General features: G+C 64.5%; 24 protein-coding genes. 16 read left to right on the top strand and 8 right to left on the bottom strand.

Translation table 11 applies throughout. The annotated features are described in order from the left end of the window. Positions 1–4: 4 nt before the first annotated feature. On the bottom strand, positions 5–415 hold the full coding sequence (locus SPO_RS17185) for a nuclear transport factor 2 family protein (protein WP_011049076.1): 411 nt from the start codon (positions 413–415) through the stop codon (positions 5–7). 103 nt (positions 416–518) lie between these two features. On the opposite strand from SPO_RS17185, the gene SPO_RS17180 reads away from it, so the two are divergent. Beyond that, the gene (locus SPO_RS17180) at positions 519–1,166 is read left to right on the top strand and encodes an RluA family pseudouridine synthase (RefSeq protein ID WP_011049075.1); all 648 of its coding nucleotides are present in this window, start codon (positions 519–521) and stop codon (positions 1,164–1,166) included. Positions 1,167–1,248: 82 nt separating this feature from the next. Here SPO_RS17180 and SPO_RS17175 read toward each other — a convergent pair whose 3' ends face one another. Beyond that, positions 1,249–2,094, bottom strand: a complete 846-nt coding sequence (locus tag SPO_RS17175) for an alpha-1,2-fucosyltransferase (RefSeq protein WP_011049074.1) — start codon at positions 2,092–2,094, stop codon at positions 1,249–1,251. A 257-nt stretch (positions 2,095–2,351) separates the two neighbouring features. Here SPO_RS17175 and SPO_RS17170 point away from each other — a divergent pair, with 257 nt between their 5' ends. The 6 genes from SPO_RS17170 to SPO_RS17145 all read left to right on the top strand — a co-directional run bounded on the left by SPO_RS17170 (position 2,352) and on the right by SPO_RS17145 (position 8,784). Continuing rightward, positions 2,352–2,786 carry a glyoxalase superfamily protein gene (locus tag SPO_RS17170; protein WP_322786978.1) on the top strand — a complete coding sequence of 145 codons (435 nt, stop codon included), beginning with the start codon at positions 2,352–2,354 and terminating at the stop codon, positions 2,784–2,786. A 212-nt stretch (positions 2,787–2,998) separates the two neighbouring features. After that, positions 2,999–5,143 (top strand): polyribonucleotide nucleotidyltransferase, encoded by a 2,145-nt coding sequence (gene pnp, locus SPO_RS17165; protein WP_011049072.1) that lies wholly within the window; start codon positions 2,999–3,001, stop codon positions 5,141–5,143. 194 nt (positions 5,144–5,337) lie between these two features. Beyond that, positions 5,338–6,006: a TetR/AcrR family transcriptional regulator gene (locus SPO_RS17160; protein WP_158454187.1), complete on the top strand. Its 669-nt coding sequence runs from the start codon at positions 5,338–5,340 to the stop codon at positions 6,004–6,006. Between the two features lie 186 nt (positions 6,007–6,192). Then, positions 6,193–7,455, top strand: coding sequence for an NAD(P)/FAD-dependent oxidoreductase (locus tag SPO_RS17155; RefSeq protein ID WP_044028740.1), 1,263 nt, complete (start codon positions 6,193–6,195; stop codon positions 7,453–7,455). Next, positions 7,442–7,924: a nuclear transport factor 2 family protein gene (locus SPO_RS17150; RefSeq protein WP_011049069.1), complete on the top strand. Its 483-nt coding sequence runs from the start codon at positions 7,442–7,444 to the stop codon at positions 7,922–7,924. Before SPO_RS17155 ends, SPO_RS17150 begins: the two co-directional genes overlap by 14 nt. A gap of 158 nt (positions 7,925–8,082) precedes the next feature. After that, on the top strand, positions 8,083–8,784 hold the full coding sequence (locus SPO_RS17145) for a glycosyltransferase family 25 protein (protein ID WP_230981750.1): 702 nt from the start codon (positions 8,083–8,085) through the stop codon (positions 8,782–8,784). A gap of 7 nt (positions 8,785–8,791) precedes the next feature. On the opposite strand, the gene SPO_RS17140 is transcribed toward SPO_RS17145, so the two are convergent. Both SPO_RS17140 and SPO_RS17135 read right to left on the bottom strand, forming a co-directional pair. Further along, positions 8,792–9,448 carry an FkbM family methyltransferase gene (locus tag SPO_RS17140; RefSeq protein ID WP_011049067.1) on the bottom strand — a complete coding sequence of 219 codons (657 nt, stop codon included), beginning with the start codon at positions 9,446–9,448 and terminating at the stop codon, positions 8,792–8,794. Between the two features lie 54 nt (positions 9,449–9,502). Continuing rightward, complete coding sequence (locus tag SPO_RS17135; protein WP_011049066.1) at positions 9,503–10,156, bottom strand: peroxiredoxin; 654 nt, start codon at positions 10,154–10,156, stop codon at positions 9,503–9,505. A 221-nt stretch (positions 10,157–10,377) separates the two neighbouring features. On the opposite strand from SPO_RS17135, the gene SPO_RS17130 reads away from it, so the two are divergent. Continuing rightward, on the top strand, positions 10,378–11,817 hold the full coding sequence (locus SPO_RS17130; RefSeq protein WP_011049065.1) for an aldehyde dehydrogenase family protein: 1,440 nt from the start codon (positions 10,378–10,380) through the stop codon (positions 11,815–11,817). 152 nt (positions 11,818–11,969) lie between these two features. Here the strand turns inward: SPO_RS17130 and tmpB are convergent, their stop codons facing one another. Further along, positions 11,970–12,560, bottom strand: a complete 591-nt coding sequence (gene tmpB / locus SPO_RS17125) for a (R)-1-hydroxy-2-trimethylaminoethylphosphonate oxygenase (RefSeq protein WP_011049064.1) — start codon at positions 12,558–12,560, stop codon at positions 11,970–11,972. Then, positions 12,557–13,693 (bottom strand): 2-trimethylaminoethylphosphonate dioxygenase, encoded by a 1,137-nt coding sequence (gene tmpA, locus SPO_RS17120; RefSeq protein WP_011049063.1) that lies wholly within the window; start codon positions 13,691–13,693, stop codon positions 12,557–12,559. Before tmpA ends, tmpB begins: the two co-directional genes overlap by 4 nt. Before the next feature lie 100 nt (positions 13,694–13,793). Between tmpA and SPO_RS17115 the strand changes: the two genes are divergently transcribed. Beyond that, positions 13,794–14,657, top strand: coding sequence for a LysR family transcriptional regulator (locus SPO_RS17115; RefSeq protein ID WP_044028737.1), 864 nt, complete (start codon positions 13,794–13,796; stop codon positions 14,655–14,657). Here the strand turns inward: SPO_RS17115 and SPO_RS17110 are convergent. Both SPO_RS17110 and SPO_RS17105 read right to left on the bottom strand, forming a co-directional pair. Then, positions 14,654–15,826: a benzoate/H(+) symporter BenE family transporter gene (locus SPO_RS17110; RefSeq protein ID WP_011049061.1), complete on the bottom strand. Its 1,173-nt coding sequence runs from the start codon at positions 15,824–15,826 to the stop codon at positions 14,654–14,656. The genes SPO_RS17115 and SPO_RS17110 overlap by 4 nt on opposite strands. A gap of 87 nt (positions 15,827–15,913) precedes the next feature. Further along, a complete protein-coding gene (locus SPO_RS17105) occupies positions 15,914–16,096 on the bottom strand; it encodes a DUF1674 domain-containing protein (protein ID WP_011049060.1) in 183 nt (60 codons plus the stop codon). A 94-nt stretch (positions 16,097–16,190) separates the two neighbouring features. Here SPO_RS17105 and SPO_RS17100 point away from each other — a divergent pair, with 94 nt between their 5' ends. The 7 genes from SPO_RS17100 (at position 16,191) to SPO_RS17070 (ending at position 24,654) form a co-directional block, all read left to right on the top strand. Beyond that, positions 16,191–17,462 carry an RsmB/NOP family class I SAM-dependent RNA methyltransferase gene (locus SPO_RS17100; RefSeq protein ID WP_011049059.1) on the top strand — a complete coding sequence of 424 codons (1,272 nt, stop codon included), beginning with the start codon at positions 16,191–16,193 and terminating at the stop codon, positions 17,460–17,462. A 69-nt stretch (positions 17,463–17,531) separates the two neighbouring features. Continuing rightward, positions 17,532–19,271, top strand: a complete 1,740-nt coding sequence (locus tag SPO_RS17095) for a heparinase II/III family protein (RefSeq protein WP_044028735.1) — start codon at positions 17,532–17,534, stop codon at positions 19,269–19,271. 22 nt (positions 19,272–19,293) lie between these two features. Continuing rightward, positions 19,294–20,883 carry a bifunctional phosphoribosylaminoimidazolecarboxamide formyltransferase/IMP cyclohydrolase gene (gene purH, locus SPO_RS17090; RefSeq protein WP_011049057.1) on the top strand — a complete coding sequence of 530 codons (1,590 nt, stop codon included), beginning with the start codon at positions 19,294–19,296 and terminating at the stop codon, positions 20,881–20,883. After that, positions 20,883–21,356 carry a signal peptidase II gene (gene lspA / locus SPO_RS17085; RefSeq protein ID WP_011049056.1) on the top strand — a complete coding sequence of 158 codons (474 nt, stop codon included), beginning with the start codon at positions 20,883–20,885 and terminating at the stop codon, positions 21,354–21,356. Before purH ends, lspA begins: the two co-directional genes overlap by 1 nt. A 50-nt stretch (positions 21,357–21,406) precedes the next feature. Next, complete coding sequence (locus SPO_RS17080; protein WP_044029365.1) at positions 21,407–21,925, top strand: DUF3035 domain-containing protein; 519 nt, start codon at positions 21,407–21,409, stop codon at positions 21,923–21,925. A 78-nt stretch (positions 21,926–22,003) separates the two neighbouring features. Further along, the gene (locus SPO_RS17075) at positions 22,004–23,347 is read left to right on the top strand and encodes a M16 family metallopeptidase (protein ID WP_044029363.1); all 1,344 of its coding nucleotides are present in this window, start codon (positions 22,004–22,006) and stop codon (positions 23,345–23,347) included. Then, complete coding sequence (locus tag SPO_RS17070; RefSeq protein ID WP_011049053.1) at positions 23,344–24,654, top strand: M16 family metallopeptidase; 1,311 nt, start codon at positions 23,344–23,346, stop codon at positions 24,652–24,654. The genes SPO_RS17075 and SPO_RS17070 overlap by 4 nt, the downstream gene beginning before the upstream one ends. The last annotated feature ends 14 nt before the right edge of the window (positions 24,655–24,668 follow it).

The raw sequence follows: 24,668 nt of genomic DNA, 5'->3' as shown, positions 1-24,668 counted from the left end.
CCGATCAGCTGAGCGCCTCGCGATACTTGAGGAAGCGCGCGTCGGTCATCACCCGCGCGTTCATCGCATCGCGCAGGGCGCCCACGGTCTTGTAGGGGCGCATGACCACTTCGAAGTCCTGGATCAGCCCGCCCTCGTTGAGGGTGATCAGGTCGACGCCGACCGCATCCAGTTCGCCGACCTTGCACTGGAACTCCAGCGCCCAATCCTTGCCCTCGCCCATGATCCGGCGGTACCGGAACTCGGAAAACACCTGCCCGACATGGCCCAGAACCGCGGCGACCGGGTCACGCCCGGTCCAGGTCTTGTAGTAGGTCGGCGGCATGAAGCGGACATCCTCGGCCAGCAATGCGTGGATCAGGCTTTCGTCGCCCTTGGCCACCACCTCCTGCATCCGTGCAATCGTGGGGTGCATCTGCGTTCTCCTCTCGATGGTTTGAGCGCAGCCTTGCGCCACCTGCCCAGCGGCGCAAGCGCGACGTTGCGAGAACCCGCCGTCTGCGCTAGGGCATGCGGCCATGAGTGACGATTACAATCCGCCCCAAGACCCGCTGGACGTGCTCCACGAGGATGCCGAACTGATCGTGCTGAACAAGCCCGCCGGTCTGTTGTCGGTGCCGGGGCGCGGCGCGCATCTGGCCGATTGCCTGCTGTCGCGGGTGCAGGCTGCTTTTCCCGGCGCGTTGCTGGTGCATCGGCTGGACCGGGACACATCGGGGGTGATGGTCTTTGCCCAAACGCCCCATGCGCAGCGTAACCTTGGCCGCCAGTTCGAAGAGCGCAAGACCCGCAAGACCTATGTCGCGCGGCTTTGGGGGCGGCTGGAACCGAAGACGGGCACCGTCGATCTGCCGCTGATCGTCGATTGGCCAAATCGGCCGCGCCAGATGGTCTGTCACGAGACCGGCAAGCCCGCCGTCACCGATTGGCGGGTGCTGCGATACGAAGGGGATACCACCCGCGTGCGTCTGCTGCCGCGTACAGGGCGGTCGCATCAGTTGCGGGTGCATTGCCAGGCGCTGGGTCACCCTATCCTGGGTGATCCGTTCTATGCCACCGGCGCCGCACAGGCTTTTCCGCGCCTGATGCTGCATTCCGAGGAACTGCGCCTCAAACATCCCGAAAGCGGTCGTTCGATGACCTTTCGCGCGCCCGCGCCCTTCTGAAACGCCGTTACCCCCTTCACTTTGCAGCAAATACTCCGAGGGGCAGGGGGCAGCGCCCCCCCGCCGCGCGTGTGCGGCGCGCTCAGACCTCGATCTTCAGCCAGTCGGGCGGCAAGAGGTCGGGATTGTGCAGCTTCGCATCGCCGAACCAGCTGGCGGGGGCGGCAATTCGCTTGCCCGGGTGCGCATTCAGCCAGGCCGCCCACCACGAGAACGAGGAATTGCCGATGATGTTGTGCCGGCACAGGCTCATCAGGCGCATGTCCTCGAAATCGGTTTCGGGCCCGTTGAAATCCACCACCACCTTCTGAACCGGCAGCGCCAGGTTGTCCCGGGCCCAGGCGGGGTCGTCCGAAAACAAATAGACCACCGGGTCGCCCGCGACCCCTTCCAGCAGCCGGGTCAGCGCCGCCGCGTAATAGCGCTGGTCGCACAGCGTATGAGCGGCCAGCGCCACATAGTCCCCCCGCCGTACATGCAGCGAGATGGCATCGGTGTCGCCGATCCGTGCGGCCATTTCGGCGTTCTGGCTGTTGGAAAAGGCCGGAAAGGCGAAATCCGCGCGGATACGCGCGGCGATATGGGCGAAATAGCGTTCGGACTGCCAATAGCCGTGCAGATAGGTGCCATCGTCCCAGGTCTCGATAGCGGCGTTGTAGCCCAGTCCGTGCTCGCGCCGGAACCGGGGCGCCAGACCCAGCAGCCGCCAGGCGCCATGGCGCAGGAGCCCGTCACCTTTCAGGGGCGGCAGCTGGTCGGGCTGCGCCAGGTCCAGGTCGAACACCCGGGTCAGCACGCCCTCGCCGCGGCTCTCGGCCAACCGGGTGTCCAATGCGACTTGCGTGCCCAGCCGTGCGGCCAGGCCGCGCGCGGCGGCATATTGGAACATCTGGTTGCCAAGACGGCCATGCAAGCGGGTGGTGATCATGAATATTAACTTCTTGGTTTTCGCACTTAGTAAAGAATCCGTGATGAATTGTGTAGGATCAAACGCCTTCCACGGCGGTCTTGTTGACAGGCCGGGGTCCTCTCCCTATCTAACCGCCAGGTTCGGGTTCCCTGCCGCTCGCGGCCCATGGCCATGGTGAAACCCGCTTGATGACAATCCTTGCCCTTTCCCGGCGCATGGATGGCAATGCGAGCCCCGTCCGTTCTGATGCGCCCGTTTTGGAAAACGAGGCAATGATGACACATGTAATACCCACCGCGCCCATCGAGGCGTACAAGACGCAGGCCCGCCGCCTGCGCGATGACCTGCATGCCGCTGGCACCCCGGTCAGCCATTCTCGGGCGCTGGAACTTGTCGCCCACCAGCATGGTGCCCGTGACTGGAACACGCTGGTGGCCGGGGCAGGCAACCGGCTGCGTTTCAGCGTTGGCGATCGGGTAAGCGGAACCTATCTGGGCCAGCCCTTCACTGCCGAAATCCGCGGTCTGACACTGCTGGGCGATGGCAGCCACCGCCGCATCACGCTGCATTTCGACCAGCCCGTTGATGTGGTCCGGTTCGACAGTTTCTCGGCGCTGCGGCAACGGGTCAGCGGGGTGATCGGCTGGGATGGCCGGTCGAGCCACTGCACCTCGGACGGTCAGCCGCAACTGATCGTGCGCCCAGTCTGAGCCGTTGACACCAAGGCGCGCGCCGCATCCCGTGGCGCGCGCCATTTCGCTTTTAATCCGGCCCAAACTCATGTATGGGCGCAAAATCTGAGACGTGGTGCCCCGACCCCGGCACCGTGAAGGAAATGATAACGGGGTCGGCGGCAATGGGGCCGCCATTGAAACGGGAGACCCGGGATACGCCTGGGAGTGCTCCCATCTAGGATACGCACATGTTTGATGTAACGACGAAATCGATGCAGTGGGGCGAAGAAACGCTGACACTGGAATCGGGCAAGATTGCCCGTCAGGCCGACGGTTCGGTGGTCGCCACCCTGGGCGAGACCCGCGTGATGGCCAACGTGACCTTTGCCCGTGAGCAGAAGCCGGGCCAGGACTTCTTTCCCCTGACGGTTCACTATCAGGAAAAATACTATGCCGCCGGCAAGGTGCCGGGCGGTTTCTTCAAGCGCGAGGCGCGCCCGACCGAGAAAGAGACGCTGACCGCGCGTCTGATCGACCGTCCGATCCGCCCGCTGTTCGTGCCGGGCTTCAAGAACGAAGTGCTGGTGATGTGCACCGTGCTTTCGCACGACCTCGTCAACGATCCCGATATCGTTGCGATGATCGCCGCTTCGGCTGCGCTGACCATCTCGGGCGTGCCCTTCATGGGCCCGATCGCAGGCTGCCGCGTCGGCTATGTCGATGGCGAATATGTCCTGAACCCGACCGTCGACGACATGCAGGACCTGCGCCTGAACCCCGAACAGCGTCTGGACCTGGTTGTTGCCGGGACCAAGGACGCCGTGATGATGGTGGAATCCGAGGCCTATGAACTGACCGAGGCCGAGATGCTGGGCGCCGTGACCTTTGCGCACGCACAGATCCAGCCGGTGGTCGACCTGATCGTTTCCTTTGCCGAACAATGCGCCAAGGAACCGTTCGATTTCACCCCGCCGGATTACTCCGACCTCTACGCCGCCGTCAAAGCCGCCGGTGAAGAGCAGATGCGCGCCGCGTTCGCGATCACCGACAAGCAGGAGCGCACCGCGGCCGTAGCCGCCGCGCGCGAGGCCATCAAGGCCGCGCTGACCGAGGAACAGCTGGCAGACGGCAACCTCGGCTCGGCCCTGAAGAAACTCGAAGCCGGCATTCTGCGCGGCGACGTGGTCAAGGGTGGCAAGCGGATCGACGGACGTGACACCACCACCGTGCGTCCGATCGTGGCCGAAACCGGCCTGCTGCCGCGGACCCACGGGTCTGCCCTGTTCACCCGGGGCGAGACCCAGGGTCTGGTCGTGACCACGCTGGGCACCGGCGATGACGAACAGTTCATCGACGCGCTGCACGGCAACTTCAAATCCAACTTCCTGCTGCATTACAACTTCCCCCCCTATTCGGTGGGCGAGGTTGGCCGCGTGGGGTCGCCCGGCCGTCGCGAAATCGGCCATGGCAAACTGGCCTGGCGCGCGCTTCAGGCGGTGCTGCCGGCGCCGACCGACTTCCCCTATACCATCCGCGTGGTGTCCGAGATCACCGAGTCCAACGGCTCGTCCTCGATGGCATCGGTCTGCGGCGGGTCGCTGTCGATGATGGATGCGGGCGTGCCGCTGAAATCCGCCGTTGCCGGTGTGGCCATGGGCCTGATCCTGGAAGACGACGGCTCTTATGCGGTTCTGACCGACATCCTGGGTGACGAAGACCACCTGGGTGACATGGACTTCAAGGTGGCGGGCACCGAAAACGGCATCACCTCGCTGCAGATGGACATCAAGGTCGCGGGCATCACGCCCGAGATCATGGAGAAAGCCCTGTCGCAGGCCAAGGATGGCCGGATGCACATTCTGGCCGAGATGAACAAGGCGCTGTCCGGCGCTGCCGACTTCTCGGTCCACGCACCGCGCATCGAGACCATGCAGATCCCCACCGACAAGATCCGCGAAGTGATCGGTTCGGGCGGCAAGGTGATCCGCGAGATCGTCGAAGTGTCGGGCGCCAAGGTCGACATCAACGACGATGGCATCATCAAGATCGCCTCGCCCAACGGCGACTCGATCAAGAAGGCCTATGACATGATCTGGTCCATCGTGGCCGAGCCCGAAGAGGGTCAGGTCTATACCGGCAAGGTCGTGAAGATCGTCGATTTCGGCGCCTTCGTGAACTTCTTTGGCAAGCGCGACGGTCTGGTGCATGTGTCCCAGATCGAAAACCGCCGCCTGAACCATCCCTCGGACGTTCTGAAGGAAGGCCAGGAAGTGAAGGTCAAGCTCTTGGGCTTTGACGATCGCGGCAAGGTGCGCCTGTCGATGAAGGTTGTCGATCAGGAAACCGGCGAAGAGATCGTTCCGGAGAAGAAAGAAGCCTCTGAGGCGGAATAAGCCTAATTCTTCTCGCGCTAGTGGAAGCCCCGGCCCTGTGCCGGGGCTTCTTTTTTGGGCTGGGCTAAATCGCGGTTGTGTCTTTTGCCTGCGGTATTGATCTCTGTGGGTCTTGCGGTTTCCTACCGAATGGGTGTCCGCAATTCGCCGAGGGTGATGCGGCGCAGCTTCGGAGTTTGACATACCAGAGGTATTTGAAATACCTTTGGTATGCGAATCAAGGAGCGCGGCGCAGAAACATGCCAACACAAAACCGCAGAGAAGAAAGCGCGGCCGCGACGCGCCAGCTTTTGCTGGACGCGGCAGCCCGGATGTTTTCACAGCAGGGTTTTGCCAAAACCTCGCTTTCGGATATCGCCGCCAGAGCCGGTGCGACCAAAGGCGCTCTCTATCATCATTTTTCGGGCAAGGAGGCGCTCTATGCCTCCTGTTATGAACAGCAGGCCGCCAAGGTCGCCGCAATCGTCCGGGCCGCCGGTACCAGCGGTGATCCCTGGCAGGACACGCTGGAGAAATGCCGCGCCTTTCTAGGCTGTGCGCGTCTGCGTCACTTGAATGCAGTGCCGATTCAAGAAGCGATCATCGTTCTCGGCTGGCAACGCTGGCGCGAGCTCGATTCCGCACACACCATGGGGGAACTGGAACTTGCGCTGGCTCGCCTGTCCGACGCGGGCCTGTTGGGCAGCTTTGACCGGCGTCTTTTGGCCGACTCTCTTTTTGCCGTGTTGGTGAGCGCGATGATGACCTTGTCAGAGTCCCGGGACAGGGCCGCGACGGAGGCAGAACTGATGCGTCAGCTGTCAGCCTTTCTTTCAGGGGTGATGTCCGCTTCGAACAGGCCGATTGAGAGCGAAGGCACCTGACCCGTATCGCGTGGACCCGAAAATGAACGATTTCTGATCCAGGGGAGGGTTCGGAACATGCAGCCATATGAGTTTCTGCCGGAAGGGTTCTGGAGAAAGGACTCGCCACCAAACGCACGGGTCAAAAGAACCGTCGACGGCCAGATCCGCCGAGATGTCGTTGTTGTCGGTGGAGGGTATACGGGGTTGTCCTCGGCTCTGGCGCTTGCCCAACAGGGATATTCGGTTGCGGTTCTGGAAAGAGGGGTCATCGGCAGTGGCGCCAGCGCCTATAACTGTGGCCATGTCGGTATTCAGCTGGGTAAGAACCCTTACCTGACGCTCAACAAGCTGGGTCTTGAACGGACCAGGATGTATGCCGATGTTCTGACACAGGCGATTGCGAATGTCGGAACAATCGTCAGTCAGAGCGGGATCGACTGCCACTACAGAGCAATCGGCAACCTGACCGCAGGTGTATCCGAGCCGCAAAGGCGCGATGTGGAGAATACGTTCGAGGCCTGTGACAAGGTTGGTTTGCCGGTCAAGATGCTTGATCGGCGCGACCTTTCACAGATGGATGCGCCGGCCTTTGTGGACAGCGCCTTTCACGAGTTGATCGGGGGCGATATCCAGCCCGCCCTCTATGTGCAGGCACTTGCGAAGCTTGCCGAGGACGCTGGTGTCGAGATCTACGAAGACTGCTCCGTGACCAGGGTGAACACGTCGGGCCATGTCCGCGCTGACACTGCAAACGGCGCGGTCCTCGCGGACATGGCGGTGATCGCGACCAATGCCTATTCCGGTGAGATCGGCTTGCTGCGGCGGTCCATCATGCCCTGGTCTGTCTCCGTCATGGTGACAGAGCCGCTCACCCCGCATCAACGGGCCTGCATCGGCTGGCGCAATGGTGAGCCTATTCATACGCCCCATCAGATGATCGAGAACATTCGTTTGACCCATGACGGGCGCATCCTGATCGGGACCAAGCGCGCGCGTCTGGGCTGGGGCGACAGACATCCGCCAGCCAACGATCCGGTAACATTCCAGTTGCTGTTCGAGGTGTTGCGCGATCGCTTTCCCGAGATACCGGATTTGCGGCCCGCCTATACCTGGTCGGGTCGTGTTGCGATTTCATCCGATCTGCTGCCCTTCTTCGATCACTTCGAGGGCCGAAAGAATGTTGTGATCGCAGCCGGATATGGCGGGCACGGCCTGCCGATGGCCAGCTACTCGGGTACGATCATCGCCGATATGCTGCTGGGGAACAATACGGATCGGGCGGCCCTGTTCGTGAACCGAAAGCGGCGTCTGCCGATCCCGCCGGAACCGCTCCGCTGGGTGGTCGGCCACGCGATGAAACGCAAGATGGTAGAGGCCGACAGCATCATCGACGCTGCGGCGCGGCGAGAGCTTTCGGCGCGGCGCGCACTGCCCCGGATCGTGAGGACGACATATGCCGGAGATTGACGAGCGCCGCGCGGCCATCGTGGCACGCTATGCCGAGTCCAAGAACCGGCGCGATATCGACGCGGCGCTGATGCTTTGTTCTGATCGCATGATCCTGCATTCTGCCTCGCTGGACATGGTTTCTACTTTCCGGGGGCACAAAGCGATCCAGGCAGGGATGTTACGGTTCTATAAGCTTTTTTCAGAGTATTCCGGCGAAACACACACACGTTGGCAGGCGGGGATTGCGCTGGTGTCGAAAGGCGAAGTCACCTTACGCGTGAATCCAGACCTGCTGGCGGACCCCTCGACTTCGATCTCGGTTGTCGCGCCTTTTCTGGCGGTCTTTGAATTTGACGGCGATATGATTGCCGGAGAGCGGTATTATCCCGGGTTCGAATACGCGGGGATCTTGAAACGCCTCAAACCTGCGGTGCGCATGGCGATTGCCGCCAATCGACTGACATCGGGTGTCTTCAATCGGGCGTGATGTCCGGCCCCGGACAGGTCACCTGAGGGCGCTTTCAGTTGTGCCGCATCGCCGGGCAAAGGTTCCGATCTGACTTGTGGTCAGGGACTGGGCCTTTCTGCTTCCGGACGGTAGGATGCCCTCTGCAAGAGGCAGAGCGGAGCGCCGAAATGAATCTGATGGGTCTTGTCATCCATTTGGAACGGGCGACCGATCGTCGGGCCCAGGCCAATGCTTTGGTGAGCCAGCTCCCGTTTGCAGCGCTTCTTCCCGCGGTCGATGGCGCCGCGATGGGCGCGGACGCGCGTGCGCGCGCTGTTCAGCCCGGGCTGCTGAAACCCGCCTATCCCTTTGAGTTGCGCCCGGGCGAGATCGGCTGTTTCCTCAGCCACCGCGCTGCCTGGGCCCGGCTGGTGGAGAGCGAAGCAGAGGCCGCGCTGATCATCGAGGATGACATGGCGCTGGAAGCTGGGTTTGCCGATGCGCTGGCGCTGGCACAGCGCAACGTGGCGCAGATGGGCTATATCCAGTTCCAGACCCGTCCGGTGACCGCACCCGCGATAGATCAGCAGGGGCAATCCGTGTTGATGCAGCCCGGGCTGACACCGCTGCGCACTTCGGGCCAGCTGGTGGCGCGCTGGGCGGCAGAACGGCTGCTGGCCCTGACCGAACCCTTTGACCGGCCGGTGGACACGTTCCTGCAAATGCACTGGCATACCGGGTTGCGGTTGGGGGTGATCAGCCCCTCGGGCCTGAGCGACCGGACCGAGGTGATCGGCGGCAGCACCATCGGTGCGAAGAAGAGCCTGGTCGAGCGGCTGACCCGCGAATGGCATCGCGCGCGCTATCGCGCCGCGGTGCGGCGGCTGTCACGCGGCTGAAGGCGCCTCAGCGCAGGCGCCATTCCTCCCAGATGAACGGATAGCACCAGGCGCAGTCATGGGTTTTCGCCAGCCGCGCGCAGATCGCCGCGCGGGTCTCGATCAAGGCGGGTTCGAACAGGTGAAACTGAACCTGAAGCCGCGCGATGCGGGGCATCAACCCGCTGTCAAGCAGGGCGGGCAGCAGATCGTATTCGCCACCTTCGATATTGACCTTCATCAGATCGACCCGATCCAACCCCAGCTCGGCAAAGACCGCGCCGACCGGGCGGACCGGCGCAGTAAGCGCGCCACCCTGACCGCCAAAGGCAGAAGAGGCATCGCCATCGTCGCTGAGCGTCAGGGTACCCTCGGCCCCGCCGATAGCGAAATCATGCACGGATACATTGGGCCGGTGGGCGAATTTCGACCGCAGCGCATCGGCAAACCGGGGGTGGGGTTCAAACACATGTACCCGCGCCTCGGCCTGAACGGTAAGAACACGGTCGGCCCAACCGCCCTCGAACCCGCCCACATCCAGAACCACCGCTCCGGGGGCAAGGTCGTCATAGGTGTAAAACCGGGTCTTCAGCGCATCGTCGGCGCGCCAGGCCTTGAGCCCGGCATAATGCTCGGCCTTCCAGGGATTGCGGCGCAGATCGAGCCAGCGTTTCAAAGAGGCCATGGCAAGCGTCTTTCTTGTTTGGCGGGCGCAGGTGACCCCGCGCCCGCGATGGGCTTAGCCCGGGTTTTTCGCAAACCGCAGATAAGGCAGTTTGATGTCCAGCGCACCGTACTTTTCTTCGGCGGCGGCATTGTCCAGCGCCAAGGCGACGATCACGTCCTGACCGGTCTGCCAGTTGGCGGGGGTGGCCAGCGGCTGCTGATAGGTGCGCTGCAACCCGTCAAGCGCGCGCAGCACCTCGGCAAAGTTGCGCCCGACCGACATCGGATAGGTCATCGACAGTTGCAGCTTCTTGTCGGGGCTGATGATGAAGACCGAGCGCACCGTGGCGCTGTCGGCGGGGGTGCGGCCGTCGGGCAGATAGGCATCGGCGGGCAGCATGTCAAAGGCCTTGGACACCGCCAGACCTTCGTCGGCGATGATCGGGAAGCCGGCGCTGGTGCCGGCAAAGCTCTCGATATCGCCCTTCCATTTCTTGTGATCCTCGACCCCGTCGACCGAGACGCCGATCACCTTGGTGTTGCGCTTGGCCCATTCATCGGCCAGCTGCGCCACGGCGCCGAATTCGGTGGTGCAGACCGGGGTAAAATCCTTGGGGTGCGAGAACAGGATGGCCCAGCTGTCGCCGATCCAGTCATGGAACGCGATACGTCCCTTGTCGGTATCGGCTTCGAAATTGGGGACGATGTCGTTGATGCGCAAACCCATGGGGATCTCCTTTGCCGTGAATGCGAGTCGGTCGCGCCCAATCTAGCGACTGGCCCGCCCGGATACACCACCCGCGACAAGGTGCCGCCACAAGAAATTCGCGTGGCGGTAAAATTTGATCAAATTTTGCGACCGCCCCTTGCCGCGCGCTGTCTTGGGTGACACAGTTGCCCCGATTCTCGACCGTCCGGTCGAAAACCGTCTGATCAGGAGAGGCAGACATGATCGAAAAGCGTGATTTCTACATCAACGGCGCCTGGGTTGCGCCTGCCGTCAGCAACGATTTCCAGGTCATCAATCCGTCGACCGAAGAACCCTGCGCCGTCATCTCCCTCGGCTCCGAGGCCGATACCAATGCCGCCGTCGCCGCCGCCAAGGCGGCGCTGCCGGGCTGGATGGCCACCCCGGTCGCCGAGCGGATCGCCCTGGTCGAGAAGCTGATCGAGATCTACCACACCCGTGGCGAGGATCTGGCGCAGGCGATGTCGCTGGAAATGGGCGCACCCATCGACATGTCGCGCAGCCAGCAGGTGGGCGCGGGCACGTGGCACCTGAAGAATTTCATCCGCGCCGCCAAGGCGTTTCAGTTCGAGCGCCCGCTGGGCGATCATGCCCCCAATGACCGCATCATCTACGAGGCGGTTGGCGTCGCGGCGCTGATCACGCCCTGGAACTGGCCGATGAACCAGGTCACGCTCAAGGTCGGCGCCGCCGCCATCGCGGGCTGCACCATGGTTCTGAAACCCTCCGAGCAAAGCCCGCTCAACGCGATGATCTTTGCCGAGATGATGGACGAGGCGGGCTTCCCGCCGGGTGTGTTCAACCTGGTGAACGGCGATGGCGCGGGTGTCGGCTCGCAGCTTTCGACCCATCCCGATATCGACATGGTCAGCTTCACCGGCTCGACCCGGGCAGGTACCGCGATTTCCAAGGCGGCTGCCGATACGCTCAAGAAAGTGCATCTGGAACTGGGTGGCAAGGGCGCCAACGTGATCTTTGCCGATGCCGATGACAAGGCGGTCAAGCGCGGCGTGCTGCACATGATGAACAATACCGGCCAGAGCTGTAACGCGCCCAGCCGGATGCTGGTGCAACGTCCGATCTACGATCAGGCGGTCGAAACCGCCGCCGAGGTGGCCAGCAAGGTCACCGTGGGCAACGCGCTGGACGAAGGCCGCCATATCGGCCCGGTGGTGAACGAACTGCAATGGTCCAAGATCCAGGACCTGATCCAGAAGGGCATCGACGAAGGCGCCCGACTGGTCGCGGGCGGTACTGGTCGGCCCGAGGGGCTGAACAAGGGCTATTACGTGCGCCCCACCGTGTTCGCGGATGCCAACAACCAGATGACCATCGCGCGCGAAGAGATCTTTGGCCCGGTCCTGACCATGATCCCCTTCGATACCGAGGAAGAGGCGATCGAGATCGCAAATGATACGCCCTATGGGCTGACCAACTATGTCCAGACCCAGGACGCCACCCGCGCAAACCGCATGGCGCGCGCGCTGCGCTCGGGCATGGTCGAGATGAACGGCCAATCCCGTTCCGCCGGCTCGCCCTTTGGCGGCATGAAACAGTCCGGCAATGGGCGCGAGGGCGGCGTCTGGGGGTTGGAAGACTTCCTCGAGGTCAAGGCTGTCGGCGGCTGGGCTGCCGAGTAGCACACTGCACCCGCTTCGCACGCGCAGGTCTTTGCCGTGCGGACGGGAGCCTCCGGCGGGAGTATTTGCAAACCAGAAAGAAGCGGGAGCGCTCTTGCTTCTTTCTGGTCGGAAATACTCCGGGGGTCTGGGGGCTGGCCCCCAGTGCTGACCTAAACCTCTAGCAGATGCCGGTCGACCATGCGCTGCACCATCGGTGCGAAATGGTCGAAACCGGGGGTCTCCATATCGGCGCGCTTCCCCGCCTCGTCCAGATAGCGGACCTGGATGATCGCCTCGAGGTTCGGGTTCCTTTCGAAATCGGCCACCTCTTCTGTACTCATCGGCCCGCCCTGCAACTCCAGCGTATGGACCGAGGCGGGCGACAGGCGCGCAAAATAGGCGGGCCTGGTGGCGCATAGGTAACGTTTTGCGGCCACGTGATATTTCACGCAATCGGTGATCACTGGCGGGAAGAACGGCGCCAATACCGCCTCGCCCGCATCCTCATGGTGGCGGTCTTCGGTATCGTCGGGGTGATAGGTGCCGAATTCCGAGGTGAAATGCCCGATATCATGCAGGAGCGCGCCGACGATGATCTCTTCGGGCAGGCCGTTCTGTTCGGCGATGGTGGCGCCTTGCAGCATATGCTGGGCCATGGTGACCGGCTCTCCCAGATATTCCTCGCCGCCCCGCCGGGCAAAGATATCGGCGAGGAAAGCGACGATATTGCCCCGGTCGAGCGTGGTGAAATCCACAGTCATTCCGCCGCCTCTAGCCCGGCGGCCTCCATCGCGGCGAGGGTCGAGAGGAGCCCGTCCTTGTCGGCGTAACACCCTTGCAGCCAGCGCGAGCCGGCGCCGGAATAGCCGGTGCGCGCATGCAGGACACGGGTGTTGTCGACGATGAAGCTCTCACCCGGTTCCAGCTTGAACGCGACCCCCATCGCCGGGTCGTCGATGAGCTCGGCCAATTGACGATAGGCGGCGTAATAGGCCTCCATCCTGTCAAAGGGGATATCAACAAACGGGGCGGAGGAGCGGTTGTTGAACCGGATCGCCACCAGTTGCCCATCGGGCGACAGTTCGATCATCGGGCGGCGCGCGCGCAGGCAGACGCCGTCTGATCCCTTGTATTCAAACCGGGCCGGATAGCCACAGAGCAGCGCGAACCCCTCGGGATTGGCATCGCGCAACCGTTCGGCTGCGCGAAACCCGTCGACCACGATACTGTCGCCGCCTGTTGCGCTGTTTTCCAGGCAATAGAGGATTTGCAGCGTCGGCACAGGATCGCGATAGGGGTTGTCGGTATGGGCCTGAAGGCCCAGCCCGGTATAGGCGAGGTTGGTGGGGTTCACCTCGGTCCGCACCTCGAAATAGCGGCCATAATTGGTTTCGCGCACATAACCGAAAAGGTCGGCCACCCTGAGCAGCGCGCCGGGTTCGGTGGGCCCGCCCGTCAGCCGGGCAAAGCCGAATTCGGCCACCGCCGCCAGCCAGTCGCGCTTGACCGCCGGGTTGGCGTGCACGGCGGTCCAGTCCGCGCCGGGCGCCGCAATGCCGCTTTGCCAGGTGGTGATGCCGGGGGCGGTCCATCCGATCGGGTGCTCCTGATCCCGGTCATAGGCATGGGCGGCCAGCCAGTCCGCCGGAAATGTGACGGTCTTGTTCTCGGGCAAGAAGGTGAGCGACAGCGCATCCCCTGCGAGCGCGGCCGCGCCGATACTCAGATCGGCGGGGATGTCGCTGATGGTGATCAGGCGCTGGCCATTGCCCGGCGCGCGCGTTTCCGGGTCCAGCGCATTGTCGCGCAGCCAGACGGCGTGAAACCGGGTGATGGTGCCATCGGCAAATTCCAGCGTGACGATTTGGTCGGTATGGGTGACCTGGCGCAGCATGAGGGCCTCCTTGGTTCGCGCAGAGCCTGGGTTGAGAATTAACGCGCCGGATGACATCAATACAGCTATACCTATTTCCGGCTGAGGGTTGGGAAATCTTATGACTCGATCATCCGATCGCTTGCCGCCACTCGATTGGCTGCGGGTATTCGAAGCCGCCGGCAGGCTGGGTGGCTTTTCGGCCGCGGCGCGAGAATTCGGGTTGACCCAGGCGGCGGTCAGCCAGCGGATCGGCAATCTCGAGGCCTGGCTGGGCCGGGCGCTGTTCGTGCGCGGGCCGCGCGGCGTGACGCTGACGGTTGAGGGGGAAAGCTATCTGCCGCTGGTGCAGGAAAGCCTGTCGGCGCTGGCCCGCAGCACCGAGGATCTGTTCGGCACCGCCCCGACCGAATTGCGGGTGGCGGGCCTTGCCTCGCATATCGAGGCGCTGGTGATGCCGCGCGCGGCGGCGTTTCTGGCCGCGCATCCCGGGGTGCGGCTGATGAGCGATTCCGCCGCCCGCCGTGCCGGGTTGGACGAAGAGAGGACCTGGCTGCAAATCCGGTTCGGGCGTGGTGTCTGGCCCGGGCGCGAGGCGTTGCTGATCGCGCCCGAGATACTCACTCCGATGGCGGCGCCGGGGCTGGGCTGGTCCGCCGGTATCATCGACCTGCGGGGCGAACGGCCCGGCTGGCGCGACTGGGCGCGGCTGGCCGGTGCCATGCCCGAGGGGCAGGCGCGGCTGAGTGTGGATTCCATGGGCCACGCTCTGACGGCTGCCGAACAGGGGGGCGGGGTGGTTCTGGGCTCGCTGCCGCTGGCGCGGGCGGCAATGGTCGAAGGGCGTCTTTGTCGGCTGCAGGCGCCCGAGATGGCGACGCGCGACGGCTATTGGCTGACCTGGCCCACCGACCGGCTGACCGCACGCCGCCAGCGCGCCCTGGTCGAGGGCTTTCATGCGGCGCTGATCAGAGAGGACCTCTAGGTGCGCGCGCGCCTTATCCGGCTCGAGATCATCTGCATCAGCCCGCCGATCACCAAACCCCAGACCGCGGCGCTTAGCCCCAGGATGGTGACGCCCGACGCCGTGATCAAAAAGGTGACGGCGGCGGCCTGGCGGCAATCGGGGTCTTCCAGCGCTGCCAGCGCCGATCCGGCAAACACCCCCAGCAGCGCTACCCCCGCCACCGTTCCCAGAACCAGCGCCGGGGCCAGCGCCGCAAATCCGGTGATGACCCCGGCAAAGAGGCCCAGCAGGCAATAGAACAGCCCGCCCATTACCGCCGACCAATAGCGCTGGGTCGGGTCCGGGTGGCTCTCTTCATTGGCGCACATCGCAGCAGTGATTGCGGCCAGACATGTGGCCGGAGAGCCGAACGGCGCCGACAGCACACTGGCCGCGCCGACCCCGGCCACCAGCGGCGCCGGGCGCGGCTGATAGCCATAGGCGCGCAGTACCGCCAGCCCGGGCACGTTCTGGGTTGCCATGGTCACGATGAAAAGCGGCAGCGCGATATTGGTCAGCGCCTCCAGCGAAAAGACCGGGGTGACCCAGACCGGCGCGGCAAAAATCGCCTCGGGCGCGGGGATGTCAAAACCCGCGTTGACGGTGACGACCAGCGCCCCGGCGATCACCGCGGCGGGCACCGCAAAGGGGCGGCTGATCTGGCTGGCAATGAACCAGGTCAGCAGGATCGGCAGCGCCAGAAGGGGAATCTCTGCCAGCGCCTGAAAGGGTCGCAGGCAAAGCGCGAACAGCACCCCCGCCAGCATCGCCTGGGCAATCGGGCCCGGAATCGCGGCGGTCAACCTGCTGAGCGGGCGCCACCAGGCCGCGATCACCGTCAGCGCTCCGGCCATGATGAACCCGGCCACGGCGCCGCCAAACCCGTCCTGCGGCAGCGTCGACACCGCCAGCAGCGCGGCCCCCGGCGTCGACCAGGCGACCGAAACCGGCGCCTTGGTCCAGAGGCTCAGCAGGATGCCCGATATCCCCATGGACAAGGCCGCGAACATCAGTCCCGAGGCCGCCTGAGCCGCATCCGCCCCGACCCCGGTCAGACCCTGCAACACGATGGGAAACGAGCCGAAGAACCCCACGATGGCCACGACAAGGCCGGTCGAGACGGTTTGCAAAGGGGGTCTGACGGTCATGGAAACTCTCTGTCGCCCCTGAGGCTAATCACGCTTTGCGGTAGAGAGTGCGGTGTCGGGCGCCCGGTTGCAACCGGAACGCGACGATCAGAAGTCGATGGCGATGCCCTTTTTCTCCCAGTCGCCATAGCGGGCCGGGTCCGGCCCGTCGCGCCCGCCCAGTTCCTTGGGCAGGGGCTTGGTTTCGGCCTCGGCCTTGCGGCGGCGTTCCTCGGCCTCGGCCAGGGCGCGTTGGGCGGCGGGGGGCAGGTCTGGGCGCGGCTCGCTCATGGCTTTGCTGTTCCTTTCAGTCTGGTATCCTGATACACGCCCGCGTCCGCCCTTGGCAATGCGGGCGGATGGTCACAACCCCACGAGGCACCCCATGGCGGACAGCGCGACCCAGGCGCGGCAAAGCGCGATCGATCTGCTCGACCAGATTCTGGGCGAGGGGCGGCTGTTGTCCGAATGTCTCGGCGCCGGGGCGCTGGACCGGTTACCGCCCGAGGAGCGCGCGCGCGCCCAGCGGCTGACACTTGATACCCTGCGCGGGCTGGAGCGCGCCGACCGGCTGCTGAAACCGCATCTGCAAAAGGCGCCGCCGCTGAGTGTGCGCAACGCGCTGCGGCTGGGGACGGTCGAACTGGCCCATGGCGAAGCTGCCCATGGGGTGGTGCATTCCATGGTCGAAATCGTCGGTCGGTCGCGCCGGCACGGGCGGCTCAAGGGGCTGGTCAACGCAGTGCTGCGCAAGGTGGCCGCTGACGCGCCCTCCGCGTGGGGCCGCCTGCGGGTGCCGCGCCTGCCGCGCTGGCTGCGCGATCCGCTGGTTCAGGCCTGGGGCGCGCCTGCCGTCGCGGCGATGGAGGCAGCGCATTTCGTGGGCGCGCCGCTTGATCTGACGCTGAAATCCGGGGCGTCCGCGCCGGGCGGAGAGGTGCTGCCGACCGGTTCGGTGCGCCTGCATGATGCGGGGCAGGTCTCGGCCCTGCCGGGCTTTGCCGCCGGCGACTGGTGGGTGCAGGATGCCGCCGCCGCGCTGCCGGTACAGCTGCTCGATCCGCAACCGGGCGAGAGCGTGCTGGACTTGTGCGCCGCGCCGGGGGGCAAGACCATGCAACTGGCCGCAGCAGGGGCGCGGGTCACCGCGCTCGATATCTCCGAAGGGCGGATGGCCCGCGTGCGCGAGAACCTTGCCCGCACCGGGCTGAGCGCTGAAACAGTGGTGGGCGACGCATTGGAACAGGGCGGCCAATATGACGCGGTGCTGCTGGACGCGCCCTGTTCGGCCACCGGCACCATCCGGCGTCACCCCGACCTGCCGCTGGCCAAGGACGGTTCCGAATTCGGCGCGCTGATCGAGTTGCAGGCACAGATGATCGCCCATGCCTGGACCCTGGTCAGGCCGGGCGGGCGCATGGTGTTCTGCACATGCTCGCTGTTGCCCGACGAGGGCGAGGTGCAGGTTGAAGAGGCGCTGACGCTTTATCCCGACATGTCCACCGACCGCGCCGCGCTGGGCCTGCCCGGCATCGATCCGGCCTGGATCACCGAAGAGGGTGGCCTGCGCCTGCGCCCCGATTACTGGTCCGAACGGGGCGGTATGGACGGGTTTTACATGGCGGTTCTGCGCAAGGCGGCCGACGGCCCCGAATAACCGGTGACTTGCGGCGCGGGTGCCGCTATCCTTCGCCACAAACGCCAAAGAGCGTGAGAGGCAGAGCGCATGTCCGGTTCGCAAAACATGGCCAGCAGATGGGCACGGTTCCAGAACCGTCTATACGCGCGTCTCAGCCAGCGTCACAAATCGGTCCGCGCCTTTGTCTCGCAACCCGAACCGCGCACCATCGGGTCTTATGCGCGCGGGCGCCAACTGGTGGCGGGCAATCTGCTGTTTGCCGGCTATCTGGTCGAATCCCAAAGCAGCGGCCTGTGGGAGGTCGAGGCGCCCAATGGGGCCTTTGACGACGAGCGACAGGGATTTGCCTGGCTCGACGATCTGGCCGCCGTTGGCGATGTACGCGCGCGTGAAAAGGCGCAGCGCTGGCTGTGGGGCTGGATCGCGGAACATGGGCGCGGGCGCGGTCCCGGCTGGACGCCGGAACTGACCGGACGGCGGGTCATCCGCTGGATCAATCACGCTCCGTTCCTGCTGCGCGGTGTCGAGCCAGAACAAAGCCATGCCTTCTTTCGCTCGCTGGGACAACAGACCTGGTTCCTGTCCAGACGCTGGCCGGGTGCCAAGCCGGGTCTGGGACGGTTCGAGGCGCTGACTGGTGTCATCTATGCCGGGCTTGCGCTGGAAGGACTGGAAGAGCTTGCCGACCCGGCGGTGCGGGCGCTGGCCCGCGATTGCGACAGCCAGATCGACAAGGAGGGCGGCCTGCCCACCCGCAACCCCGAAGAACTGCTCGAGGTGTTTACCCTGCTCAGCTGGGCCACCGCGGCGCTGCACGAGGCAGGGCGCGGCGCGCCACATGCGCAGACGGCGGCGATCGAACGGATCGCGCCCACTTTGCGCGCCCTGCGCCATGCGGATGGCCAACTGGGCCGCTTCCATGGTGGCGGGCGCGGTCTCGAAGGGCGGCTTGATCATGCGCTGGCAGCCAGCGGCGTGAAACCGGTCCATGCCGAGGGCCTGTCGATGGGCTATGCGCGCCTGTCGGGCGGGCGGACCAGCGTCATCGTCGATGCCAGCGTGCCGCCACGCGGTGCCGCCTCTTATAACGCCCATGCCTCGACCCTGGCTTTTGAACTGACCTCGGGTCGCCGCCCGCTGATCGTCAATTGCGGTTCGGGCGTCAGTTTCGGGGTGGAATGGCGCCGGGCCGGGCGGGCGACGCCGTCCCATTCCACCCTCTGCCTGGATGGGTTCTCCAGCGCGCGCCTGGCCGAGCCCGAGCGCGGCACCGGGCTGGAGGCGCTGATCGAAGGTCCGGCGCGGGTGCCGGTCGAGATCTCAGAAATGACCGACGGCATCCGCTTTCAGGGCGGTCATGATGGCTATGCCAAGGTGTTCGGCCTGACCCATGCCCGCACGCTGGAACTGAGCCATGACGGGCGCGGACTGGTGGGCGAGGACATGCTGCTTGCGATGGACGATGCCGCCAAGCGCCGGTTTGACAAGGCGATGGACGCCTCAGTACTGGCAGGGGTCGGATTCGACCTGCGCCTGCATCTGCATCCCGAAGTGGACGCGGCGGTCGATCTGGGGGGCGCGGCGGTGTCGATGGCCCTCAAAAGCGGCGAGATCTGGGTTTTCCGCCATGATGGCAAATATAAATTGTCATTGGAGCCAAGCGTTTATCTGGAAAAGACCCGCCTGAAGCCGCGCGCGACAAAACAGATCGTTCTATCCGGGCGCGCAATGGAGTATGCGACCCGCATCCGGTGGACGCTGAGCAAGGCGCAGGACACCGCGATTGCCATTCGCGACCTGAACCGGGACGAGCCCGAATTCGACTGATCCGCATAAGGACCCCGAGCAAATGACCGACCTTTCCCCCGTGCGCCGCGCGCTTCTTTCCGTTTCCGACAAGACCGGACTGATCGAGCTGGGCCAGGCCCTCGCCGCGCGCGGGGTCGAGCTGCTGTCGACGGGCGGCACCGCCAAGGCGCTGCGCGATGCGGGCCTGACGGTGCGCGATGTGGCCGAGGTGACCGGTTTCCCCGAGATGATGGATGGCCGGGTCAAGACGCTGCACCCGATGGTGCATGGCGGCCTGCTGGCGCTGCGCGACAATGCAGACCACGTCGCCGCGATGGAGCAGCACGGCATCGCGGGCATCGACCTGCTGGTCGTCAATCTCTACCCGTTCGAGGCGACCGTCGCCAAGGGCGCGGACTATGACGACTGTATCGAGAATATCGACATCGGCGGCCCGGCGATGATCCGCGCGGCGTCCAAGAACCACGCATTCGTCAACGTCGTGGTGGATGTCGCGGATTATGACGCCCTGCTGGCTGAGATGGCGGCCAATGACGGCCAGACCTCTTATGCCTTCCGTCAGCGGCTGGCGCAGACCGCCTATGCCCGCACCGCCGCCTATGACGCCGCCGTCAGCAACTGGATGGCGGATCAACTGGCGCTGGAGGCGCCCCGCCGCCGCGCCTTTGCCGGTGAGCTGAAACAGACCCTGCGCTATGGCGAGAACAGCCACCAGCAGGCGGCCTTCTATACCGATGGTTCGAACCGTCCGGGCGTGGCCACCGCGCGCCAGTTGCAGGGTAAGGAGCTGAGCTACAACAACATCAACGATACCGATGCCGCGTTTGAGCTGGTGGCCGAATTCGCGCCCGAGAACGGCCCGGCCTGTGCCATCATCAAGCATGCCAACCCCTGCGGTGTGGCGCTGGGCGCGACCCTGTCCGAGGCCTACCAGAAGGCGTTCGATTGCGACCGCACCAGCGCCTTTGGCGGGATCGTGGCGCTGAACCAGCCGCTGGACGCCGAGACCGCTGGCAAGATCGTCGAGATCTTTACCGAGGTGGTGATCGCCCCCGGCGCATCCGACGAGGCGATCGCGATCTTTGCCACCAAGAAGAACCTGCGCCTGTTGCTGACCGATGGCCTGCCCGATCCGCGTCAGCCCATCGTGGCGATGAAACAGGTGGCCGGTGGCCTGCTGGTGCAGGACAAGGATGTGGGCCATGTCGATCTGACCGACCTCAAGGTGGTGACCAGGAAGGCCCCGACCGAGGCGCAGATGGCCGATCTGCTGTTTGCCTGGAAGGTTGGAAAACACGTCAAGTCGAACGCCATCGTCTATGTCAAGGATGGCGCCACCGTGGGCGTCGGCGCGGGTCAGATGAGCCGGCTGGACAGCGCCAATGTCGCCGCCGCCAAGGCGCAGCGCATGGCGACTGAACTGGGTCTGCCCGAAAGCCCGGCCAAGGGCTGCGCCGTGGCCTCGGACGCGTTCTTTCCCTTTGCTGACGGTCTGCTCGAAGCGGCCGCGGCAGGCGGCGCTTGCGTGATCCAGCCCGGCGGCTCGATGCGCGATGATGAGGTGATCAAGGCCGCGGACGAGGCGGGTCTGGCCATGGTCTTTACCGGCATGCGCCATTTCCGGCACTGATGCGCGCCCGGCTCCTCTTCTGGTCCGCCTTCTGGGCCTTTCTGATCGACCAGATCAGCAAATATCTGGTCGTGCACGTGATGGACGTGGCCCATCGCGGCAGCATCGAGGTGCTGCCGCCGTTCCTGACCTTTCGCTATGGCGAGAATCGGGGCATCAACTTTGGCCTGTTCCAGGGCGAGAGCGATGCCGCGCGCTGGATCCTGATCGGCCTGTCGCTGGTGATCTGCGCCGTTGTGGTGGTCTGGCTGTCACGCGGGCGCCCGTCGCGCTGGATGCTGATCGGGGGCGGGCTGCTGATTGGCGGTGCGCTCGGAAACGTGATCGACCGGCTGATCTATGGTTACGTGCTGGATTTCCTCAACATGTCCTGTTGTGGCATCAACAATCCCTTTGTGTTCAACGTGGCCGATATCTTCATCTTTGGCGGTGCGGCGGCACTGATCCTGCTGGATGGCAAAAAGCCCTCGTGACGGGCGCGCGGATATGCGATAAAACCCGACGAAACAGGCAGGAGATGACCATGCGCGCGCCGCTGGCTTTGATCGTGATCACGACCGCCCTGGCGGTATCGGGCTGCTCCAGCAAGGGCCTGCGCGATATCCGTTCGCAAGGAACCGGGCCGGACGAGTTCGCCATCATGCCGGTGAAACCGCTGACCCAGCCGCAGGATTTCAACGTGTTGCCCGCGCCGACGCCTGGTGGTGCCAACCTGACCGATCCGACGCCTGCCGCCGATGCGGTGGTGGCGCTGGGCGGCCGGGAAACCGCGCTGCAGGCCGGTGGCGGCATTCCGGCCTCGGATCAGGCGCTGGTGAATGCTTCCAGCCGCTATGGCGTGCCCGCCAATACCCGCACCGCGCTGGCCGAAGAGGATGCGGGTTTCCGCAAGCGCCAGGCCCGCTGGACCCGTGTCCGCCTGTTCCCGGTCGATCGCTATGAACAGGCCTATCGCAAGGACGCGATCAACCCGTTCAACCAGAACGAACGCTTCCGCAGGGCCGGGGCCGCAACGCCCTCGGCGCCGCCTGAAAGTGAATAATCCTTAATTTTACGTCAGCGCGTCTTGAACCCTGCCGGGGCTGCCGTAGGTTGTCGGCAAGCGATACGGAGGATGCGCATGATCCGGGCCTTTGCTCTTATTACCGCTCTTGTCACGGCCGCGCCGCTCTGGGCGGCTCCGGACGGGCACGAGGCGGTCACCACCTTTACCCTGCAAAACGGTATGGAGGTCGTGGTGATCGAGGATCACCGCGCCCCCGTAGTGCAGCAGATGGTCTGGTATCGCGCTGGCTCGGCGGACGAGCCGGTCGGCTCTTCCGGGGTGGCACATTTCCTTGAACACCTTTTGTTCAAGGCGACCGACACCATGGAGGCCGGAGAGCTGTCGGCCACCGTGGCAGCCAATGGCGGCGCCGACAACGCCTTTACCTCTTATGACTACACCGCCTATTTCCAGCGCGTGGCCGCCGACCGGCTGGAGCTGATGATGCGGATGGAGGCGGACCGGATGCGCAACATCCGCCTGACCGAGCGCGATATCGAGACCGAACGCGACGTGATCCTGGAAGAGCGCAACCAGCGCACCGAGAACAACCCGCGCGCCCTGTTCGGCGAGCAGATGGACGCGGCACAGTTCCTCAATCACCGTTACGGCGTGCCGGTGATCGGCTGGAAACACGAGATGGAAACGCTGGACATGGAGGATGCGCTGTCCTTCTATCGCACCTATTACGCGCCCAATAACGCGATCCTGATCGTGACCGGCGATGTCGAGCCCGAGGCGGTGCGCGTCCTGGCCGAGACCTATTATGGCGTGATCCCGGCAAACCCGGACCTGCCCGAACGGTTTCGCAGCCAGGAACCGCCGCAAACCGCGGCGCGACGCCTGACCTTCAAGGATGCGCGGGTGGCGCAACCCTATGTCCACCGTTCCTACCTGGCGCCCGAGCGCGACGCCGGTGCCCAGGAAACCGCCGCCGCGCTCTATCTGCTGGCCGAGTTGCTGGGCGGTGGCACCACATCCTACATGAACGAGAAACTGCAGTTCGACAGTCAGACGGCGATTTACACCGGCGCTTTCTATGGCGGGTTGTCGCTGGACGACACCACCTTTGACATGATCGTGGTGCCGGCACAGGGCGTGTCGCTGTCCGAGGCCGAAGCGGCGATGGACAAGGTGTTGGCGGATTTCATCGCCGAAGGGGTCGATGCCGAGGATCTGGAGCGGATCAAGATGCAGCTGCGCGCCGCGCTGATCTATGAGCGCGACAATGTGGACGGGATCGGCAACCGCTATGGCGCCGCGCTGGCCAGCGGTCTGACCATCGCCGATGTGCAGGCCTGGCCCGATGTGCTTCAGGCGGTTACCGGCGAGGATATCATTGCCGCTGCGCGCGCGGTGCTGCGGCCCGAGGTTTCGGTTACCGGATGGCTGACCAATGTCGAGGAGGTGACCCAATGAGGGCGTTTGTTGCAGCACTGACGGCGCTGGTGCTGGCGCTGCCGGCCTGGGCCGAAGTCAGGATCCAGGAGGTCACCTCGCCCCAGGGTCACAATGCCTGGCTGGTCGAAGATCACTCGATCCCCTTTACCGCACTGGAAATCTGGTTTCAGGGGGGCACTTCGCTCGATGCGCCGGGCAAGCGGGGCGCCACCTATTTGATGGCAGGCCTGATCGAGGAAGGGGCGGGCGATCTGGATGCGCGCGCCTATGCCCGCAAGCTGGAAGAGCTGGCCGCGAGCTTTGACTATGACGTGACCGATGACACGCTGTCGGTCTCGGCCCGGTTCCTGACCGAGAACCGAGACGAGGTGATCGACCTTTTGGGCACCACCCTGCACGCGCCCCGATTTGATCAGGATGCCATCGACCGGGTGCGCGCACAGGTACTCTCCGGTCTGCGGTCGGACGAGACCGATCCGCACAGTATTGCCGGCGCCGCGCTGTCCGAGGCGGTTTATGGCGAACATCCCTACGCCACCGAGGGCAAGGGTACGATCGACAGTGTCTCGGCGCTGACGCGAGAGGATATCGTGGCGGCCTTCAAGGGCGCGCTGGCACGTGACCGGGTCTATGTCGGTGCGGTGGGCGATATCACGGCCGAGGAACTGGGCGTGCTGCTCGACCGGCTGCTGTCTCAGCTACCGGAAACCGGCGCGCCGATCCCCGAGCGGGCGCAGGTGAGCGTTCCCGGTCCTGTACGGGTGGTGGATTTCGACACACCGCAATCGGTGGCGCTCTTCGTGCAGCCGGGAATCGACCGCGACGATCCTGATTTCTTTACCGCCTATATCCTCAACCACATCATCGGCGGCGGCGGCTTTGAAAGCCGGCTGATGCAGGAAGTGCGCGAAAAGCGGGGCCTGACATATGGGGTCTATTCCTATCTGCTGCCCAAGGATCTGGCCTCGATCTATATGGGGTCGGTCGCCTCGGCCAATGACAAGATCGCCGAGGCGGTGAACGTGATCCGCGATGTCTGGCGCGATGTGGCTGCCAACGGCGTGACCGCCAAGGAGCTGGAGGATGCCAAGACCTATCTGACCGGCGCCTATCCGCTGCGCTTCGACGGTAACGGGCGGATCGCCAATATCCTGGCGGGGATGCAGATACAGGGGCTGCCGATCGATTACATCGCCACCCGCAACGATCAGGTGAACGCGGTGACGCTGGAAGAGATCAACACCTTTGCCGCCGGGTTCCTTGACCCCGAGGGGTTGAGCTTTACCGTGGTGGGCAAGCCGGTCGGGCTGGAGGGAACCAACTGAGAATACGCTTCGGG

Origin of the sequence: Ruegeria pomeroyi DSS-3, assembly GCF_000011965.2 — a bacterium.
Lineage (GTDB): Bacteria > Pseudomonadota > Alphaproteobacteria > Rhodobacterales > Rhodobacteraceae > Ruegeria_B > Ruegeria_B pomeroyi.
Note: the sequence above shows the minus strand (reverse complement) of the source record. Positions and strands in the feature narration are given on the sequence as shown.

What these genes read in the sequence shown, in the direction of transcription:
- SPO_RS17185 (WP_011049076.1), bottom strand. Translation starts at nt 415, where the DNA reads ATGCACCCCACGATTGCACGGATGCAGGAGGTGGTGGCCAAGGGCGAC.
- SPO_RS17180 (WP_011049075.1), top strand. Translation starts at nt 519, where the DNA reads ATGAGTGACGATTACAATCCGCCCCAAGACCCGCTGGACGTGCTCCAC.
- SPO_RS17175 (WP_011049074.1), bottom strand. Translation starts at nt 2,094, where the DNA reads ATGATCACCACCCGCTTGCATGGCCGTCTTGGCAACCAGATGTTCCAA.
- SPO_RS17170 (WP_322786978.1), top strand. Translation starts at nt 2,352, where the DNA reads ATGACACATGTAATACCCACCGCGCCCATCGAGGCGTACAAGACGCAG.
- pnp (WP_011049072.1), top strand. Translation starts at nt 2,999, where the DNA reads ATGTTTGATGTAACGACGAAATCGATGCAGTGGGGCGAAGAAACGCTG.
- SPO_RS17150 (WP_011049069.1), top strand. Translation starts at nt 7,442, where the DNA reads ATGCCGGAGATTGACGAGCGCCGCGCGGCCATCGTGGCACGCTATGCC.
- SPO_RS17145 (WP_230981750.1), top strand. Translation starts at nt 8,083, where the DNA reads ATGGGTCTTGTCATCCATTTGGAACGGGCGACCGATCGTCGGGCCCAG.
- SPO_RS17140 (WP_011049067.1), bottom strand. Translation starts at nt 9,448, where the DNA reads ATGGCCTCTTTGAAACGCTGGCTCGATCTGCGCCGCAATCCCTGGAAG.
- SPO_RS17135 (WP_011049066.1), bottom strand. Translation starts at nt 10,156, where the DNA reads ATGGGTTTGCGCATCAACGACATCGTCCCCAATTTCGAAGCCGATACC.
- SPO_RS17130 (WP_011049065.1), top strand. Translation starts at nt 10,378, where the DNA reads ATGATCGAAAAGCGTGATTTCTACATCAACGGCGCCTGGGTTGCGCCT.
- tmpB (WP_011049064.1), bottom strand. Translation starts at nt 12,560, where the DNA reads ATGACTGTGGATTTCACCACGCTCGACCGGGGCAATATCGTCGCTTTC.
- tmpA (WP_011049063.1), bottom strand. Translation starts at nt 13,693, where the DNA reads ATGCTGCGCCAGGTCACCCATACCGACCAAATCGTCACGCTGGAATTT.
- SPO_RS17115 (WP_044028737.1), top strand. Translation starts at nt 13,794, where the DNA reads ATGACTCGATCATCCGATCGCTTGCCGCCACTCGATTGGCTGCGGGTA.
- SPO_RS17110 (WP_011049061.1), bottom strand. Translation starts at nt 15,826, where the DNA reads ATGACCGTCAGACCCCCTTTGCAAACCGTCTCGACCGGCCTTGTCGTG.
- SPO_RS17105 (WP_011049060.1), bottom strand. Translation starts at nt 16,096, where the DNA reads ATGAGCGAGCCGCGCCCAGACCTGCCCCCCGCCGCCCAACGCGCCCTG.
- SPO_RS17100 (WP_011049059.1), top strand. Translation starts at nt 16,191, where the DNA reads ATGGCGGACAGCGCGACCCAGGCGCGGCAAAGCGCGATCGATCTGCTC.
- SPO_RS17095 (WP_044028735.1), top strand. Translation starts at nt 17,532, where the DNA reads ATGTCCGGTTCGCAAAACATGGCCAGCAGATGGGCACGGTTCCAGAAC.
- purH (WP_011049057.1), top strand. Translation starts at nt 19,294, where the DNA reads ATGACCGACCTTTCCCCCGTGCGCCGCGCGCTTCTTTCCGTTTCCGAC.
- lspA (WP_011049056.1), top strand. Translation starts at nt 20,883, where the DNA reads ATGCGCGCCCGGCTCCTCTTCTGGTCCGCCTTCTGGGCCTTTCTGATC.
- SPO_RS17080 (WP_044029365.1), top strand. Translation starts at nt 21,407, where the DNA reads ATGCGCGCGCCGCTGGCTTTGATCGTGATCACGACCGCCCTGGCGGTA.
- SPO_RS17075 (WP_044029363.1), top strand. Translation starts at nt 22,004, where the DNA reads ATGATCCGGGCCTTTGCTCTTATTACCGCTCTTGTCACGGCCGCGCCG.
- SPO_RS17070 (WP_011049053.1), top strand. Translation starts at nt 23,344, where the DNA reads ATGAGGGCGTTTGTTGCAGCACTGACGGCGCTGGTGCTGGCGCTGCCG.